This window comes from Perlucidibaca piscinae DSM 21586 (assembly GCF_000420045.1).
GTDB classification, from domain to species: domain Bacteria; phylum Pseudomonadota; class Gammaproteobacteria; order Pseudomonadales; family Moraxellaceae; genus Perlucidibaca; species Perlucidibaca piscinae.
This window is the reverse complement of sequence record NZ_ATUE01000007.1, coordinates 274,576-291,175: the sequence shown is the minus strand read 5'-3', so window position 1 is coordinate 291,175 and position 16,600 is coordinate 274,576. Positions and strand designations below refer to the sequence as shown.

Genomic DNA, 16,600 nt, shown 5'->3' with positions numbered 1-16,600 from the left:
CCTTTTCTATTCATGGAGCATGACTGATGACCCTCGCCACCTTCCTCGAAGACGCCTTCGAACGCCGCGCCGAGTTTTCGCCGAAGTCGGCCCCGCAGGACGTGCGTGATGCCGTCAACGAGGCCCTGGCGCTGCTCGACAGCGGTGCTGCCCGTGTCGCGGAAAAGATCGATGGCGAGTGGCAGGTCAACCAGTGGCTGAAGAAGGCCGTGCTGCTCTCCTTCCGTCTCAACGACAACGTGCCGGTGCCGGCCGGTGGCGGCATGCAGTTCTACGACAAGGTGCCGACCAAGTTCGCCGACTGGAGCGCCGAGCAGTTCGCCGCCTCGGGCATCCGCGTGGTGCCGCCGGCCGTCGCCCGCCGCGGCAGCTTCATCGCGCGCAACACCGTGCTTATGCCGTCCTACGTCAACATCGGCGCCTACGTCGATGAAGGCACCATGGTCGACACCTGGGCCACCGTCGGCTCCTGCGCGCAGATCGGCAAGAACGTGCACCTCTCCGGTGGCGTCGGCATCGGCGGCGTGCTCGAACCGCTGCAGGCCAACCCGACCATCATCGAGGACAACTGCTTCATCGGCGCGCGCTCCGAAGTGGTCGAAGGCGTCATCATCGGTGAAGGCTCGGTGCTCTCCATGGGCGTGTTCATCGGCCAGTCGACGCCGATCTACGACCGCGAGACCGGCGAGATCAGCTACGGCCGCGTGCCCGCCGGCTCGGTCGTGGTGGCCGGCTCGCTGCCGCGCGACAACGGCCGCTACAGCCTGACCTGCGCCGTCATCGTCAAGAAGGTCGACGCCCAGACCCGCAGCAAGACCAGCATCAACGACCTGCTCCGCCTCGCGGACTAAGGTCAATCACGAGCCATACAGAGGAACGCGCGCATGTCGCTGCCCGAACACCGCATGACTCACCTCAAGGCCCTTGAGGCGGAGTCCATCCACATCATCCGCGAGGTTGCCGCCGAATTCGACAACCCCGTCATGCTCTACTCGATCGGCAAGGACTCCTCGGTGATGCTGCATCTGGCGCGCAAGGCCTTTGCGCCCGGCAAGCCCCCGTTTCCGCTGATGCACGTGAACACCACGTGGAAGTTCAAGGAAATGATCAGCTTCCGTGACCGCATGGCCCAGGAAGCCGGCATGGAGCTGTTGTCGCACACCAATCAGGAAGGTCTGGCGGCGAACATCAACCCGTTCGACCACGGCAGCTCCAAGTACACCGACATCATGAAGACCCAGGCCCTCAAGCAGGCCCTGGACAAGTACGGCTTCGATGCCGCCTTCGGTGGCGCCCGCCGCGACGAGGAAAAGTCGCGCGCCAAGGAGCGCGTGTACTCCTTCCGTGACAAGTTCCACCGTTGGGACCCCAAGAGCCAGCGCCCGGAACTGTGGAACCTGTATAACGGCCGCATCAACAAGGGCGAGTCGATCCGCGTGTTCCCGCTGTCGAACTGGACCGAGCTGGACATCTGGCAGTACATCTACCTCGAGAACATCGAGATCGTGCCGCTGTACTTCTCGGCCGTGCGTCCGGTGGTCGAGCGTGACGGCATGCTGGTCATGGTGGATGACGAGCGCCTGCCGCTGCGCGAGGGTGAAGTGCCGATGATGAAATCGGTGCGTTTCCGCACCCTGGGCTGCTACCCGCTGACCGGTGCCGTCGAATCCGACGCCGCCACCCTTCCGGACATCATCCAGGAGATGCTGGTCACCCGCACCTCCGAACGTTCCGGCCGCGCCATCGACCACGACGAGTCGGGTTCGATGGAAAAGAAGAAGCGCGAAGGCTACTTCTGAGCCAAAGCCCCGGACGTTCACAGGACATCACGACATGATCATCGAACATATCGACAACATCCAGGATTACCTGCACCAGCACGAACACAAGGACATGCTGCGCTTCATCACCTGCGGCAGCGTGGATGACGGCAAGTCGACCCTGATCGGCCGCCTGCTGCACGACTCGAAGATGATCTTCGAGGACCAGCTCGCCGCCATCACCCGCGACAGCGTCAAGCACGGCACCACCGGCGAGGAAGTCGACCTGGCCCTGCTGGTCGACGGCCTGCAGTCCGAGCGCGAACAGGGCATCACCATCGATGTCGCCTACCGCTTCTTCGCCACCGACCGCCGCAAGTACATCATCGCCGACACCCCCGGCCATGAGCAGTACACCCGCAACATGGCCACCGGAGCCTCCACCGCCGACGTCGCCGTGCTGCTCATCGACGCGCGCTACGGCGTGCAGGTGCAGACCCGTCGCCACAGCTTCATCTGCTCGCTGCTGGGCATTCGCCATTTCGTCATCGCCATCAACAAGATGGACCTGGTCGAGTTCAGCGAAGCCCGCTACAACGAGATCAAGACCGAATACGAGGCCTTCGTGGCCCAGCTCAACGTGCCGGACGTGCACTACGTGCCGATGTCGGCGCTGAAGGGCGAGAACGTCGTGCATGCCAGCACGCGCATGCCCTGGTACACCGGCACGCCGCTGCTGGAGCTGATGGACACGCTGGCAATCCAGCGTGACGCCGCGCTCGGCGCCCTGCGTCTGCCGGTGCAGTACGTGAACCGTCCCAACCTGGATTTCCGCGGCTTTTGCGGCACCCTGGCCGCCGGCAGCGTGACTCCGGGCATGGCCATCAAGGCGCTGCCGTCGGGCAAGACCTCGACGGTCAAGTCCATCGTGGTCTGGGAAGGCGAACTGCCGGAAGCGCATGCCGGCCAGGCCATCACCCTGACCCTGAACGACGAGATCGACATCTCGCGCGGCGACATGATCATTGCCGCCGACGACGACATGACCATGGGGCACAGCTTCATGGCGCATCTGGTGTGGATGCACGAGGCACCGCTGGTGCTGGGCAAGACCTACGACTTCAAGCTCGGCACCACCTTCACCTCGGGCCAGGTCACCGCGATCGAGCACCAGATCGACGTCAACACGCTGGCGCGCCAGCCCGCCGACAGCCTGCCGCTGAACGGCATCGCCCTGTGCCGCGTCCAGCTCACCAAGGCCGTGGCCTTCGATCGCTACAGCGAATGCAAGGCCACCGGCAGCCTGATCGTCATTGATCGCCTCAGCAACATCACCATCGGCGCCGGCATGATCGCCGCCGAGGCCGCGTCAGTGGCCAGTGTCGACCAGCTGCCCGATGTCACCGCCGATGCCCGCGCCCGTCGTCTCGGCCATCCGGCCCTGCGCCTGGTCATCGAGGCCAGCGGCGCCCGTCTGCTGGCCGAGCTGGTCGAACGCGTGCTGTTCCAGGCCGGCGCCCTGCCGGTGGTGGTCAATGCCGACAACGCCGCCATCCCGGCGCTGCAACAGGCCGGTCTGCTGGTCATCGTCGCCGACGAGGTGGTCGGCGAACGCGCCCTGCGCATCCGCGACGCGGCTCAGCCGATCGCCCCGGTGCAACTGGCTGCCGGCAACGATGCTGCCGCCCAGCAGGTGCTGACCCTGCTGCGTGAACACGGCGTGCTGGGCTGATCATGGCCGAGCTGCTCATTGCCGGCATCAAGGCCTGTGACAGCATGAAGAAGGCCTTCGCCCGCCTCGACGCGGCGGGCGTGGCCTACACTTTCCAGGACTTCAAGAAGGTGCCGCCCGATGCCGGCCAGCTTGAACGCTGGCTGACCGCCGCCGGCCCGGAGCTGGTCAACCGCAAGGGCACCACCTGGCGTCAGCTCGACGATGCCGGCAAGGCCCGGGCAGAAACCCCGGAGGGCCTGATCGCGCTGCTGCAGGAGAAGCCGTCACTGATCAAGCGCCCGCTGCTCTCGGATGGCACGCTGACCACGGTCGGGCTGGACTCTCCCCTGCTGCCCTGAACACGGACACGTGGACCGGCTCCCTGCCGGCCCACGTGACCGATCAGTCAAAATAGTTGGCCAAGTGCTTGTCTTGGGAAAAATCTGACGTTAGTTTGGTCTGGTTTTTTCTTCATGAGCACCAGACCACCATGCCAGCCGCCATCGTTTCCCGCTTCAAGTCCCTGCCCCGACTCAACATGCTGCGCACCCTGACCAAGGTGCTGCCAAGTCGAAAACCCCTGGTATTGCTTGGTGAGGGCTCGGCTGTCCGGCTCTGCCACAGCATGGCCGACCAGGGCTTCCAGCGCGTGCTCATCGTCACGGACGAGATCCTGCGTTCACTGGGCACCGTCGATCCCATGGTGGAAGCCTTCAAGGCCCGTGGCATCACCTGCTCGGTGTTTGACGGCGTCAAGCCGGACCCCACCTTCGCCGTGGTTGATGCCGGACTCGCCGCCCTGCGCCAGCTTCGTGGCGACGCCATCCTCGTCGTCGGTGGCGGCTCCGCCATCGATGCCGGCAAGGTGATCTCGCTGTCGGCAGCCTCCGGCAAGACTCCCCTGGAGCTGGTCGGCGTGTTCAAGGCGCGTCAGCCCGGCCTGCCCCTGTTCGTGGTGCCGTCGACCTCGGGCACCGGCTCCGAGGTCAGCGTGGCGGCAGTGATCTCGGACAGCGTGACGCACGTGAAGTCACTGGTGGCCGACCCCGGCGTGGTGCCGGTGGCAGCCGCCCTCGACCCGCTGGTGACCCGCGGCATGCCGCCCTCGGTGACGGCCGAGACCGGCATTGATGCCCTCACCCACGCCCTGGAAGGCTGGATGAGCGTGTTCGCCGATGAACAGACCGACCAGTACAACCGTGCCGCCGTACGCATGATCCTGGCCAATCTGGAAACCGCCTGCACCGAGCCGGGCAACCTGGCCGCACGTGATGCCATGGCTCTGGCCTCGCACTATGCCGGCCTCAGCCTGAGCACCACCTTCGTCGGCTACGTGCATGCCATCGCCCACCAGCTCGGCGGGCGCTACGGCATTCCGCACGGCCGTGCCAACGCCATGGTGCTGCCGCATGTGCTGGCCTTCAATCTGCCCAGCTGCGCCGACCGTTTCGCCCGTCTGGCCCGCGAACTCGGCCTGACCGCGCCCGGTGCACCGGATGCCGCCGCCGCCCAGGCCCTGCTCAACCGCATCAACGACCTGCTGGCCAGCGTGCCGGTTCGGCGCGGCGGCCAGCAGCTCAAGCCCGAGGACTTCCCGGGCATCATCGAGGATGCCTTGAAGGAGGCGCATGGCACCTACCCGGTGCCGCGCTACATGAACGAAGCGGATGTCGAACAGATCCTGCGCCAGATCCGTGCCGTGACCTGAGCGCCACGCCCGACCTGGTCGGCAGGCTTCTGACCAGGCCGGATTGCGGCGACAAAAAAGGCGACTCCGGGGTCGCCTTTTCCATGCCCGTCAGCGGATCAATGCGACGATGTCGTGCCCGAGGGCTGCGAGTGACCGAGCTGCCTGGCCTTGACCTGGATCAGCCAGTCGGTGGCCGCGATGAAGCCTGCCGAGAACACCAGCACCATGTGGATGATGACCTCCCACTTCAGGGTGTGCTCGGGAATGTTGCCGGCATCGATGAAGCTTCGCAGCAGGTGGATGGAGGAAATCGTGATCAGCGCCATGCCCAGCTTGACCTTAAGCACGCCGGCATCGACATGGCTGAGCCATTCCGGCTGGTCAGGATGGCCATGGATGTCGAGGCGACTGACGAAGATCTCGTAGCCGCCGACGATGACCATGACCAGCAGGTTGGCGATCATCACCACGTCGATCAGCGACAGCACGCTGAGCAGGATGTCGTCCTCCTGCAGGGTGTCGAGGCTCAGGGTCAGCTCGGTGAGCTTGATCAGGAACTTGTACGAATAGATGCCCAGCGCCACGATCAGGCCCAGGTACATCGGCAGCTGCAGCCAGCGGCTCCAGAAAATCAGGCGACCCAGTCCGGTCTTTGCATGCATCATGTCATCCTCCCGACGAAACGCACGTATTCTAGGGAGGTTGCGGGCACTTCGCACGCCTCCCCTGCCTGCCCCGGAGAATTTTCATGCCGTCACTGTCACGTCCCCTGCTGTTTGCCTCCCTGCTGCTGGCGCCTGCCGTGCATGCCGGCGAAACGGCCCCCACCTTCGACCGCGTCGACTTCCAGGCCGAGGTGTCACGCCAGCTGCCCAACGACCTGATGATCGCGACTGTGGCCGTCGAGCGCCAGGACAAGTCGCCGGCTGCGCTGGCCCGGGCACTGACCGGCATCGGCAATGCCGCCCTGCAGACGGCGAAGGCCTGGCCGTCGGTCAAGGTGCGCACCGGCAACCAGCGCAGCTGGCCGCTCTATGGCAAGGACAACAAGGTCACCGGCTGGAGCGGTCGTGCGGAACTGCAGATCGAGTCGAAGGACTTCAAGGCCGCCGGTGAGCTGCTCGGCCAGCTGCAGGACAGCCTGCAGCTGCAGGGCATCCAGTTCACGGTCTCGGAAGAGACGCGTCAGGGCCTGGAAAAGACGCTGACCGAGGAGGCCATCGCCGCTTTCCGCAGCAAGGCCGATACCGTGCGTTCGGCCTGGGGCGCCAAGGGCTACCGTCTGGTCAGCCTGTCCATCGGCAGCAGTGGCGGCCAACCCATGCCGCGTCCGGAAATGATGATGATGGCAAAGGCGGCCATGGCTGATGCCGCCCCGGCGATGGAAGTGTCAGCGGGCGAGTCACGCCTGTCGCTGACCGTCAGCGGCAGCATCCAGCTGGATCGCTGAGATCAGGCAAGACCCTGGCGCGCCGCGCGCATCAGGGCCTTCATGTCGCGCACCGCCTGACCCAGGCCGCAGAACACGGCGCGGGCGATGATGGCGTGGCCGATGTTGAGCTCGTGCAGCTGCGGCAGCGCCGCGATGCGCGCGGTGTTGTCATAGTGCAGGCCGTGACCGGCATTGACCACCAGACGCCCCTGCGCGTACTCGGCTGCCAGACGGATGCGCTGGAACTCGCGCTCGATGACCTCGGGATCGGTGGCCTCGGCATAGGCGCCGGTATGCAGCTCGATGGTGGGCGCACCGGCACGGATGGCAGCGTCGATCTGTGCCGGCTCCGGATCGATGAACAGCGACACGTCCATGCCCAGGGCGCCCAGACGGCGGCAGGCAGCGCTGACGCGGTCAAAGCCGCCGACCACGTCGAGCCCGCCCTCGGTGGTCAGCTCCTCACGCTTTTCCGGCACCAGACAGACGTGTCTGGGGCGAATCTCCTCGGCAAAGCGCAGCATGTCCTCGGTAACGGCCATCTCGAGATTCATGGGTGTCTGCAGCACCTCGGCCAGCACGCGCACGTCACGCTTCTGGATGTGCCTGCCATCCTCGCGCGGGTGCACGGTGATGCCGTCAGCACCATGCTCCTCGGCCATCAGGGCGGCATGCACCGGCTCCGGATAACGGGTGCCGCGGACCTGGCGCAGCGTGGCGACATGATCGATGTTGACGCCGAGATACAAGGCTGACATGACAGCACTCCTGAACGGTTAGGCGGGTTTCGCCGGTTGCATGGCGAGAAAGAGGTCACGACTCTTGAGCGGGCGGTCACCCAGCAGCGGCGCCAGCGCAGCACGGTAGAGCGTCTTGGCGAGCCGCCGGCGTGATGGCGTATCGAGCTCATCGCGGCCGACCGCGAGAATGTCGGCACCGCTCCAGGCACCGGCCTGCCCCTCTCTGGCCGGAAGCCAGCCGTGCTGGGGATAGTACTGGTAATGCAGGGTCGCTTGCAGCGGCTGATCGGTGTCTGCCTGACGTTCGTGGCTGATGCTCTGCCCCATGGCATCCAGCAATTGCCGCTCGAAGCGGCGCAGGGCCGGCTCGATGGCGTCTGGCGATGTCGCTTCCGCCAGCTCGCCGAGCGCTCCGGCATAGGCCACGAACAGCTCGCCCTGGGCCAGATCGCGCGGCAGCAGCCGCACCAGCAGCTCGTTCAGATAGAGCCCGGAGAACAGCGCGTTGCCGGTCAGCGACAGCGGCACGCCCGCCGGCTCGGCAGCGGTCACGGTGTGCAGATCGCCGGCACCGGCAAGCTGGATGAACCAGGGCTGGAACGGTGCCGGCATGGTCTGGCCCTTGCGGCGCGCGCCCCTCAGCACGGCAGCGACACGTCCGCGTGCCGGCAGGAAGAAGTCGGCCAGCACGCTGGTTTCGCGATACGGTCTGGCATGCAGCAGATACGCCGGTTGCCAGTCGCGATCACGTGTCATGTGCGCGGCCTCGGCTCAGAGATCGCTGTAGCCCAGGCTTTTCAGGGCGCGCTCGTCATCGGACCAGCCACCCTTGATCTTGACCCACAGCGACAGGAAGATCTTGCTGCCGAACAGCTTCTCCATGTCCAGGCGCGCCTCGGTGCCGATCAGCTTGAGGCGCTGGCCGCCATCGCCGATCACGATCTTCTTCTGACCCTCACGCTCGACCAGGATGCAGGCGGAAATGCGCAGCAGCTTGCCTTCCTGCTTGAACTCCTCGATTTCCACGGTCATCTCGTAGGGCACTTCCTCGCCGAGCTGGCGCATGATCTTCTCGCGCACCATCTCGGCGGCGAGAAAACGCTGCGAACGGTCGGTGACCTGGTCCTCGTCATAGAACGGCGGCGAGAACGGCAGGCGCTGGCCGACCGCATCGTGCAGACGATCCAGGTTGTGGCCCTTGAGTGCCGATACCGGAATCACTTCGGCAAAGGGCAGGCGCTGCGACAGCTGCTCGATGTGCGGCAGCAGCGCGGCCTTGTCCTCGATCGTGTCGACCTTGTTGATCACCAGCAGCACCGGCAGGTTGACCTTCTGCAGCTTGGTCAGCACCAGCTCGTCGTCCGGCGACCACTTGAGGCCGTCGACCACGAACAGCACGACGTCGACATCCTTGAGGGCCGAGGTCGCCGCCTTGTTCATGTAGCGGTTGATGGCCTTGCGCTCCTCGCCATGGATGCCCGGCGTGTCGACGTAGATGGCCTGCACCTTGTCACGGGTGACGATGCCGAGCATGCGGTGACGCGTGGTCTGCGGCTTGCGCGAGGTGATGGCGATCTTCTGGCCGAGGATGTGGTTGAGCAGCGTCGACTTGCCGACATTGGGACGCCCGACGATGGACACGTAGCCGCAGCGGTAGTCGGCCGGTATCGCCGACGGCGTCTTGGCAGCACCGGCAAAGAACGAATTGATGAGGTCATCGGACGTGGACATCAGGACTCCTGGGTCGCCGTGATCTGCGCCAGAATGGCGGCAGCGGCATCTTGTTCGGCGAGACGGCGACTGGGGCCGCGGCCCTCGGCCACCAGATCCTGCGTGCTGTCCGGCAAGGCCGCAACCTGGCAGCGGACCTGGAAATGCTGCTGGTGGGCGACACCGGTCACCGACAGCAGCGTGTACGTGGGCAGCTCCAGACGCCGGCCCTGCAGCCATTCCTGCAGACGGCTCTTGGCATCCTTGAGGGCCTCGCCGGCGCGGATGCCGGTCAGGCGTTCACCATACCAGCGCCGGATATGGTCCTGCATCTCCGCCGGCGTGACGCCATCGAGATGCATGGCACCAAGCACGGCCTCGACCGCATCGGCGAGGATGGAGTCGCGGCGGAAGCCGCCACTCTTGAGCTCGCCCGAGCCCATGTGCAGATAGTCACCCAGCTTCCACTCGCGCGCCAGTGACGCCAGGGTCTCCTCGCGCACCAGGGTCGCGCGCAGACGCGACAGGCGGCCCTCGTCCTCGTCGGGAAACTGCTGATACAGGCAATCGGCTATGACGAAATTGAGCAGGGCGTCGCCGAGAAACTCCAGACGCTCGTTGTTGTGGCGTCCGGACACGCTGCGGTGGGTCAGCGCCAGGCGCAACCAGGCCTCGTCGTGAAAACGGTAGCCCAGCACGCGCTGCAGGCGTGCCAGCGCGTCACTCACTCGATGCCCCCGTTGCGCGAGAAGCTGGGCCAGTTCAGGCCGGGCTTCTTGTGCATCCAGATCGCCACTGCCTTGCCCACGATCAGGTGCTCGGGCACCGGACCCCAGAAGCGGCTGTCATTGGAGTTGTCGCGGTTGTCGCCCATCACGAAGTACTGCCCTTCCGGCACCGTGAAACGCCAGTCGGCGCCCACCGGATCGCGGCCGATCTCTTCACGGATGGTGTACTGGCGTTCGCCCTGCGACTCGCGCCAGACCTGCTCCCAGGGCGCCTCGACCGGCGTCTCCGAGACCAGGCTGCGTGCCACCGGCTGACCGTTGATGAAAAGCTGTTCGCCGCGGCTCTCGACTTGGTCACCGGGCAGACCGATGACGCGCTTGATGTAGTTCATGCCCGGCTGCGGCGGAAACTTGAACACCATGACATCGCCACGCTCGGGCAGCGCAACCGGCAGGATTTCGCGGTTCAGCACCGGCAGGCGCAGGCCATAGCTGAACTTGCTGACCAGCACGTAGTCACCGACCTGCAGCGACGGCAGCATGGAACCGGAGGGGATGGTGAACGGCTCAGCCACGAACGAGCGCAGCACCCAGACCACGGCAAGCACGGGAAAGAAGCTGTGTGCGGTCTCGAACAGCCAGGGTTCGCGCTGCAGGCGCTCGCGGGCCTCGGCCGGCAAGGCGGCCCCCTGCGCTGCCGCCGTCGTCTCGGCGGCAGCCAGGCGGCGCAGGCGGCCCGGCTTGAGCAGCAGGGCATCAAAGGCCCAGAGTGCTCCGCAGACCAGCACGGCCACCGTCAGTACCAGGGAAAAATCAATGTCCATGCCGCACTCCGGGGCTGCGGGCGGTGTGTCCGCCCGGATTCACAGGCTTACTTGTCGACCTTGAGCACGGCCAGGAAGGCTTCCTGCGGGATTTCCACGCTGCCGACCTGCTTCATGCGCTTCTTGCCTTCCTTCTGCTTCTCGAGAAGCTTCTTCTTGCGCGACACGTCGCCGCCATAGCACTTGGCGAGCACGTCCTTGCGCATGGCCTTGACGGTCTGACGCGCGATGATCTGCGCACCGATGGCGGCCTGGATGGCGACATCGAACATCTGGCGCGGAATCAGTTCCTTCATCTTCTCGACGATGGCCATGCCGCGGTAGCGGGCGTTGGCGGTGTGGCAGATCATCGCCAGCGCGTCGACACGCTCGCCGTTGATGAGGATGTCGACACGGGCCAGGCTGGCGTTCTCGAAGCGGCTGAAGGCGTAGTCCAGCGAGGCGTAGCCGCGCGAGCAGGACTTCAGGCGGTCGAAGAAGTCGAGCACGACCTCGCCCATGGGCACGTCATAGGTCAGCGCCACCTGCTTGCCGTGGAACAGCATGCTCTTCTGCACGCCGCGTCGCTCCTGGCAGAGCTTGATGACGTCGCCGACGAACTCCGGTGGCACCAGGATGTGGCACTCGGCAATGGGCTCGCGGAACTCCTCGACCGATCCCGTGTCAGGCAGCTTCGAGGGGTTGTCGACGTAAAGGGTCTCGCCCTTCTTGGTCACGATCTCGTAGATCACGGTCGGTGCCGTGGTCAGCAGATCGAGGTTGTATTCGCGCTCCAGACGCTCCTGCACGATTTCCATGTGCAGCATGCCGAGGAAGCCGCAACGGAAGCCGAAGCCCAGCGCATCCGACGACTCCGGCTCGAAGAACAGCGCCGAGTCGTTCAGGGTCAGCTTGGACAGGGCATCGCGGAACGGCTCGTAGTCATCCGAGGAGATCGGGAAGAGGCCGGCGTAGACCTGCGGCTTGACCTTCTTGAAGCCGGGCAGAATGGCCACGTCAGGCGTGGTCGACAGGGTCAGGGTGTCGCCGACCGGTGCGCCGAAGATGTCCTTGATGCCGGCGATGACGAAGCCCACTTCACCCGCTTCGAGCAGACCGGTTTCCTGGTGCTTGGGGTTGAACACGCCGACGCTGGTGACCAGGTGGGTCTGGCCGGTGCTCTTGACCAGGATCTTGTCGCCCTTCTTGACGCGGCCGTGCTTGACACGCACCAGAGACACCACGCCCAGGTAGTTGTCGAACCAGGAGTCGATGATCAGGGCCTGCAAGGGCGCATCACGATCTCCCTCGGGCGCCGGGATGCGCGCGACCAGGGCCTCGAGCACGTCGACGACACCGAGACCGGTCTTGGCCGAGCACTGCGGCGAATCAACGGCTTCGACGCCGATGATCTCCTCGATTTCCTCGCAGACGCGATCGGGATCTGCCTGCGGCAGATCGATCTTGTTCAGCACCGGCATGACCTCCAGGCCCTGCTCGATGGCGGTGTAGCAGTTGGCCACCGACTGCGCCTCCACACCCTGGGCGGCATCCACCACCAGCAGGGCACCCTCGCAGGCCGCCAGCGAACGGCTGACCTCGTAGGAGAAGTCGACATGACCGGGGGTGTCGATGAAGTTCAGCTGGTACTTCTGGCCGTCCTTCCGCGAGGTGTAATACAGCGTGACCGAGTGCGCCTTGATGGTGATGCCGCGCTCGCGCTCGAGGTCCATGGAGTCAAGCACCTGCGCCTGCATCTCGCGGTCCTCGAGGCCGCCACAGATCTGGATGAAGCGGTCAGCCAGCGTCGACTTGCCATGGTCGATGTGAGCGATGATGGAAAAATTGCGGATGTTCTTGATGTCGGACACGGACTCTTACCCGGATGGGGGCTATGCAAAGTCGCGAAGTGTAGCATGCAGCTGACGCGCTGGTGAGCGGACAGCACAGGCTGGCGCGTTGCCAGCGCCAGCCTCCCGCAGCCATGATCGGGCTGCCGCGACGGCTCAGCCGCCCTCGCCCTCCGGCTGCGGCATGCGCAGTGCCAGGATCTGGCTGCTTCCGCGACGCACGATGCTGATCGGCAGGGTCTTGCCGGCAGGCTGGCCGCTCATCACGGCAGCAAAGTCCTGGGTGGAGTTGATCACGGTACTGCCGACGCGATTGATGACATCACCCACCGCCAGACCGGCCTCCGCCGCCGAGCCTTCGCTGACCCGCACCACCAGCGTGCCGGCCTTGACCTTGAGCGCCGTCTTCTCGCTGGGCAGCAGATCGCGAACCACCAGACCGAGGCGGGAAAAGTCCGGCGCCTCCTTCTTGCCGGCACCCTTGGCTGGCGTACCGGCAGCCGTCTCTTCGGCCTCCGGCAGGGCGGCCACCTTGACCATCACGGTCATCGGCTTCCGCTCGCGCACCACCGTCAGGCGATAGCTTTCACCGACCTTGGCACGCCCCACTGACTGCGGCAGCTCGGCCGACAGGTTGAGCGCGCGGCCATTGAATTCGGTCACCACGTCACCCTGGCGCAGACCGGCCTCGGCCGCCGGGGAACCCGGCTCGATGCCGGCGATCAGCGCCCCGGCAGGCCGCTCCAGACCATAGGCATCCGCCAGCTCGCGCGTGACCTCCTGGATGGAGACGCCGAGGTAGCCACGTCGCACCTTGCCATGCTCGCGCAGCTGCTCCACCACCTCCATGGCGACATCGATGGGAATCGCGAACGACACGCCCATGAAGCCCCCGGAGCGGCTGTAGATCTGCGAATTGATGCCGACCACCTCGCCCGCCGCATTGAACAGCGGACCGCCGGAATTGCCGGGGTTGATGGCGACATCGGTCTGGATGAAAGGCACGTAGGCCTCGTTGGGCAGGGCCCGTGCCTTGGCGCTGACGATGCCGGACGTGGCCGAGTAGTCGAAGCCGAACGGCGAGCCGATGGCCAGCACCCAGTCGCCGACGCGCAGCGCACCCGGGCTGCCGATCTTCACGGCCGGAAGATTGCCTGCCGGAATCTTGAGCAGGGCGATGTCGGTGCGCGGGTCGGTGCCGATGACCTTGGCCTCGACCTCGCGTCGGTCACTGAGACGAACCATGACCTTGTCGGTGTTGTCGATGACGTGGTTGTTGGTCAGCACGTAGCCATCGGCACTGATGATGAAGCCGGAGCCGAACGACTGGCGCTGGCGTGGCTGCTGCGGCTGCAGGTCCAGCCCGTAGAAGCGGCGCAGCAGCTCCTGCATTTCCTCGCTGGAGGCATTGGCGGCCGGGCGCGAGCGCGCGGTGGCGCTGATGTTGACGACCGAGGGGCTGGTGCTGGCAACAATGTCGGCGAATTCGGGCAGCGCCGCTGCCACCGGCAGGGGCGCCAGACCGCAGGCAAACACGGACATCAGCATCAGGGCAGGAAGACCGGGACGGCGGGACGGCGACATCGACTCTCTCCAGGACAAGCCACGAACACATCAGGATAGTGGCGACAGTTTGCAGGCGCTGCAAGGGGACTCGGGCAGGCCGCAAAGCCGCCACGTCCCTGCCATAACGTCGCCTGTCGCGGCGCGCTGACACGCTGCCGGCGAGCAATGTGTCACTGTCCTGCAGCTGTCCGGCCCGACGGTCTCGCCAGCACGCGGCCGGCACCGCATACTGTGGCATCATCACGCTTTCATGACAGCCAGCCTGATTTTCCATGAACACGACTTACGAGCATGACGTGCTGGTCATCGGCAGCGGTGCCGCCGGCATGACCCTGGCACTCAACCTGCCCGCGCACCTGCGCATCGCCCTGCTGTCCAAGGCAGTGCCCACCGAGGCCAGCACCTACTACGCCCAGGGCGGTGTCGCCGCCGTGCTGGATGCCACCGACTCGCTGGGCAGCCATGTCAGCGACACCCTGGTGGCCGGTGCCGGCCTCTGCCACGAGGACAGCGTCACCTTCACCGTCGAGCATGGTCCCGAGGCCGTGAACTGGCTGGTGCAGCAGGGTGTGCGCTTCACCCTGGACGAAAGTGATCATCTGCACCTGACCCGTGAAGGCGGCCATTCGCATCGCCGCATCATTCACGCCGACGATGCCACCGGGCGTGCCATCTCCACCGGTCTGCTGGACAGGGTACGTGCCGCCGCCAACATCGATCTGCTGGAAAATCGCGTCGCCGTCGACCTGATCACCACGCACAAGCTCGGGCAAGCCGGTGACAACCGGGTGCTCGGCGCCTACGTGCTGGACAAGGACAGCGGCGAGGTGGATGTCTTTCGCGCCCGTTTCGTGGCCCTGGCCACCGGAGGCGCCAGTCGCGCCTACCTCTACACCAGCAATCCCGACATCGCCACCGGTGACGGCATCGCCATGGCCTGGCGGGCCGGCTGCCGTGTCGCCAACATGGAATTCAACCAGTTCCATCCGACCTGCCTGTACCATCCGCAGGCCGGCACCTTCCTGATCACCGAAGCCATGCGCGGCGAAGGCGCCCTGCTGCGCCTGCCCGACGGCACCCGCTTCATGCCCAGCTTCGATGAGCGTGCCGAGCTCGCGCCACGCGACATCGTGGCTCGCGCCATCGATTACGAAATGAAGCGTCTTGGCATACGTTGCGTCTATCTCGACATCTCGCACCAGCCCGCCGACTTCATCAAGGCGCACTTCCCCAACATTCACCAGAAGTGCCTGGAGCTGGGCATCGACATCACCACCGACCCCATCCCGGTGGTGCCGGCCGCACACTTCACCTGCGGCGGCGTGATGGTCAACGGGCACAGCGAAACCGATGTGCAAAACCTCTATGCCATCGGTGAAACCTCGTTCACCGGACTGCACGGCGCCAACCGCATGGCGAGCAACTCCCTGCTAGAATGCGTGGTCTATGCCATGGCCGCCGCACGCGACATCAGCACTCGTTTCGACAGCACGCCGCCGCCCTCCGCCTGCCCGGCATGGGATGCCTCGCAGGTGCGCGATCCGGACGAGGACGTGGTGATCCTGCACAACTGGGACGAGCTGCGCCGTTTCATGTGGGACTACGTCGGCATCGTGCGCACCACCAAGCGGCTGGAGCGCGCGCTGCACCGCGTGCAGCTGCTGCAGGACGAGATCGAGGAGTACTACAGCCACTACCGGGTGTCGGCCAACCTGCTCGAACTGCGCAATCTGGTGATGGTGTCCGAGCTGATCATCCGCTGTGCGCTGATGCGCAAGGAGTCACGTGGCCTGCATTACACGCTGGACTACCCCGAGCTGGACAGCGTCATCCAGGACAGCGTGCTGGTGCCGGAGCAGTCGACCTGGCGAGTGCCCTCGCTGTCGACTCGGGACCGCGCGATCGCCAGCGCAGGCTGACCCGCAGGCGCCGCCAGTCATCCGCCGGCAGCTGATCGGACCACAGGGCCAGACGCCAGATGCGTGGCTGCTGACCCGGTGCCAGATCGGCGGCCTGCTCCCGCCAGGCCAGACAGAGCAGATGACGCGCATCGCGTACCGGTCCGTGCAGATCGGCATGTGCCGTGCTGCCATCCACCAGGGTCAGTCGCCATCCGGTGGCAATCTGCCGGCAGGCCCGCACGTCCGCGTCATTGACGCGCCCGGATTGCCACCGGATCAGTCCGGCCCAGATGGCGACCAGCACGGCGGCTGCACCCTGCAACCAGAGCGGAGCATGACTGCAGGCAATCGCGGGCAATGCCAGCAGGAGCAGCGCCAGGCACCAGAGCCGGGCCAGGCGTGAGGCGCGGAAACGGTGCTCAGGTTGCCAGACGCCGGAGCACGACATGCACTATGCGCTCCAGCTCGGCATCGTCGGGAACGGTGTATTGCATGAACCAGGACAGCAGGTCGACATCCTCCTCGGCCAGCAGACGCTGAAACAGGTCCTGCTCCTCGGCACTGACATCACGGTAATGCTCCTCCATGAAGGGTTCCAGCAACACGTCGAGCTCCTTGAGCCCGCGACGGCATTGCCAGCGCAACCGGCGCTCGGCATCGGTAAATGGCCGCGACATAGAAAATCCTGCAGTCCTGATCCTGAACG

General features: G+C 65.5%; 17 protein-coding genes. 7 read left to right on the top strand and 10 right to left on the bottom strand.

Annotation, left to right across the window (positions count from 1 at the left end):
- Positions 1–26 precede the first annotated feature (26 nt).
- The 5 genes from dapD to F595_RS0108840 all read left to right on the top strand — a co-directional run bounded on the left by dapD (position 27) and on the right by F595_RS0108840 (position 5,182).
- Positions 27–851, top strand: coding sequence for a 2,3,4,5-tetrahydropyridine-2,6-dicarboxylate N-succinyltransferase (gene dapD / locus F595_RS0108860; protein WP_022956511.1), 825 nt, complete (start codon positions 27–29; stop codon positions 849–851).
- A gap of 33 nt (positions 852–884) precedes the next feature.
- Positions 885–1,799 (top strand): sulfate adenylyltransferase subunit CysD, encoded by a 915-nt coding sequence (gene cysD, locus F595_RS0108855; protein WP_022956510.1) that lies wholly within the window; start codon positions 885–887, stop codon positions 1,797–1,799.
- 34 nt (positions 1,800–1,833) lie between these two features.
- A complete protein-coding gene (gene cysN, locus F595_RS0108850) occupies positions 1,834–3,492 on the top strand; it encodes a sulfate adenylyltransferase subunit CysN (RefSeq protein ID WP_022956509.1) in 1,659 nt (552 codons plus the stop codon).
- Positions 3,493–3,494: 2 nt separating this feature from the next.
- Complete coding sequence (locus tag F595_RS0108845; RefSeq protein WP_022956508.1) at positions 3,495–3,833, top strand: ArsC/Spx/MgsR family protein; 339 nt, start codon at positions 3,495–3,497, stop codon at positions 3,831–3,833.
- Between the two features lie 131 nt (positions 3,834–3,964).
- Entirely contained in the window at positions 3,965–5,182 is a 1,218-nt protein-coding gene (locus tag F595_RS0108840; RefSeq protein WP_022956507.1) for an iron-containing alcohol dehydrogenase, read from the top strand.
- 98 nt (positions 5,183–5,280) lie between these two features.
- Here the strand turns inward: F595_RS0108840 and F595_RS13535 are convergent, their stop codons facing one another.
- Positions 5,281–5,829, bottom strand: a complete 549-nt coding sequence (locus F595_RS13535) for a TIGR00645 family protein (protein WP_022956506.1) — start codon at positions 5,827–5,829, stop codon at positions 5,281–5,283.
- A gap of 83 nt (positions 5,830–5,912) precedes the next feature.
- Between F595_RS13535 and F595_RS0108830 the strand changes: the two genes are divergently transcribed.
- Positions 5,913–6,614 (top strand): SIMPL domain-containing protein, encoded by a 702-nt coding sequence (locus tag F595_RS0108830; RefSeq protein WP_022956505.1) that lies wholly within the window; start codon positions 5,913–5,915, stop codon positions 6,612–6,614.
- 2 nt (positions 6,615–6,616) lie between these two features.
- Here the strand turns inward: F595_RS0108830 and pdxJ are convergent, their stop codons facing one another.
- The 7 genes from pdxJ to F595_RS0108795 all read right to left on the bottom strand — a co-directional run bounded on the left by pdxJ (position 6,617) and on the right by F595_RS0108795 (position 14,011).
- Positions 6,617–7,354 carry a pyridoxine 5'-phosphate synthase gene (pdxJ, locus tag F595_RS0108825; protein ID WP_022956504.1) on the bottom strand — a complete coding sequence of 246 codons (738 nt, stop codon included), beginning with the start codon at positions 7,352–7,354 and terminating at the stop codon, positions 6,617–6,619.
- Between the two features lie 18 nt (positions 7,355–7,372).
- Positions 7,373–8,092: a DNA repair protein RecO gene (gene recO / locus F595_RS0108820; protein ID WP_022956503.1), complete on the bottom strand. Its 720-nt coding sequence runs from the start codon at positions 8,090–8,092 to the stop codon at positions 7,373–7,375.
- 15 nt (positions 8,093–8,107) lie between these two features.
- Entirely contained in the window at positions 8,108–9,067 is a 960-nt protein-coding gene (gene era / locus F595_RS0108815) for a GTPase Era (protein ID WP_022956502.1), read from the bottom strand.
- The gene (rnc, locus tag F595_RS0108810) at positions 9,067–9,774 is read right to left on the bottom strand and encodes a ribonuclease III (RefSeq protein ID WP_022956501.1); all 708 of its coding nucleotides are present in this window, start codon (positions 9,772–9,774) and stop codon (positions 9,067–9,069) included. The genes era and rnc overlap by 1 nt, the downstream gene beginning before the upstream one ends.
- Positions 9,771–10,598: a signal peptidase I gene (gene lepB / locus F595_RS0108805; protein WP_022956500.1), complete on the bottom strand. Its 828-nt coding sequence runs from the start codon at positions 10,596–10,598 to the stop codon at positions 9,771–9,773. Before lepB ends, rnc begins: the two co-directional genes overlap by 4 nt.
- A gap of 47 nt (positions 10,599–10,645) precedes the next feature.
- Positions 10,646–12,448 (bottom strand): translation elongation factor 4, encoded by a 1,803-nt coding sequence (gene lepA, locus F595_RS0108800; RefSeq protein ID WP_022956499.1) that lies wholly within the window; start codon positions 12,446–12,448, stop codon positions 10,646–10,648.
- Between the two features lie 135 nt (positions 12,449–12,583).
- Positions 12,584–14,011, bottom strand: coding sequence for a Do family serine endopeptidase (locus F595_RS0108795; RefSeq protein ID WP_022956498.1), 1,428 nt, complete (start codon positions 14,009–14,011; stop codon positions 12,584–12,586).
- Between the two features lie 254 nt (positions 14,012–14,265).
- Here F595_RS0108795 and nadB point away from each other — a divergent pair, with 254 nt between their 5' ends.
- A complete protein-coding gene (gene nadB / locus F595_RS13530; protein ID WP_022956497.1) occupies positions 14,266–15,912 on the top strand; it encodes an L-aspartate oxidase in 1,647 nt (548 codons plus the stop codon).
- Here the strand turns inward: nadB and F595_RS0108785 are convergent.
- Positions 15,821–16,342 (bottom strand): protein YgfX, encoded by a 522-nt coding sequence (locus F595_RS0108785; RefSeq protein WP_022956496.1) that lies wholly within the window; start codon positions 16,340–16,342, stop codon positions 15,821–15,823. The two genes, nadB and F595_RS0108785, sit on opposite strands and share 92 nt — an antisense overlap.
- Positions 16,314–16,571 carry an FAD assembly factor SdhE gene (locus F595_RS0108780; RefSeq protein ID WP_022956495.1) on the bottom strand — a complete coding sequence of 86 codons (258 nt, stop codon included), beginning with the start codon at positions 16,569–16,571 and terminating at the stop codon, positions 16,314–16,316. The genes F595_RS0108785 and F595_RS0108780 overlap by 29 nt, the downstream gene beginning before the upstream one ends.
- Positions 16,572–16,600 lie beyond the last annotated feature (29 nt).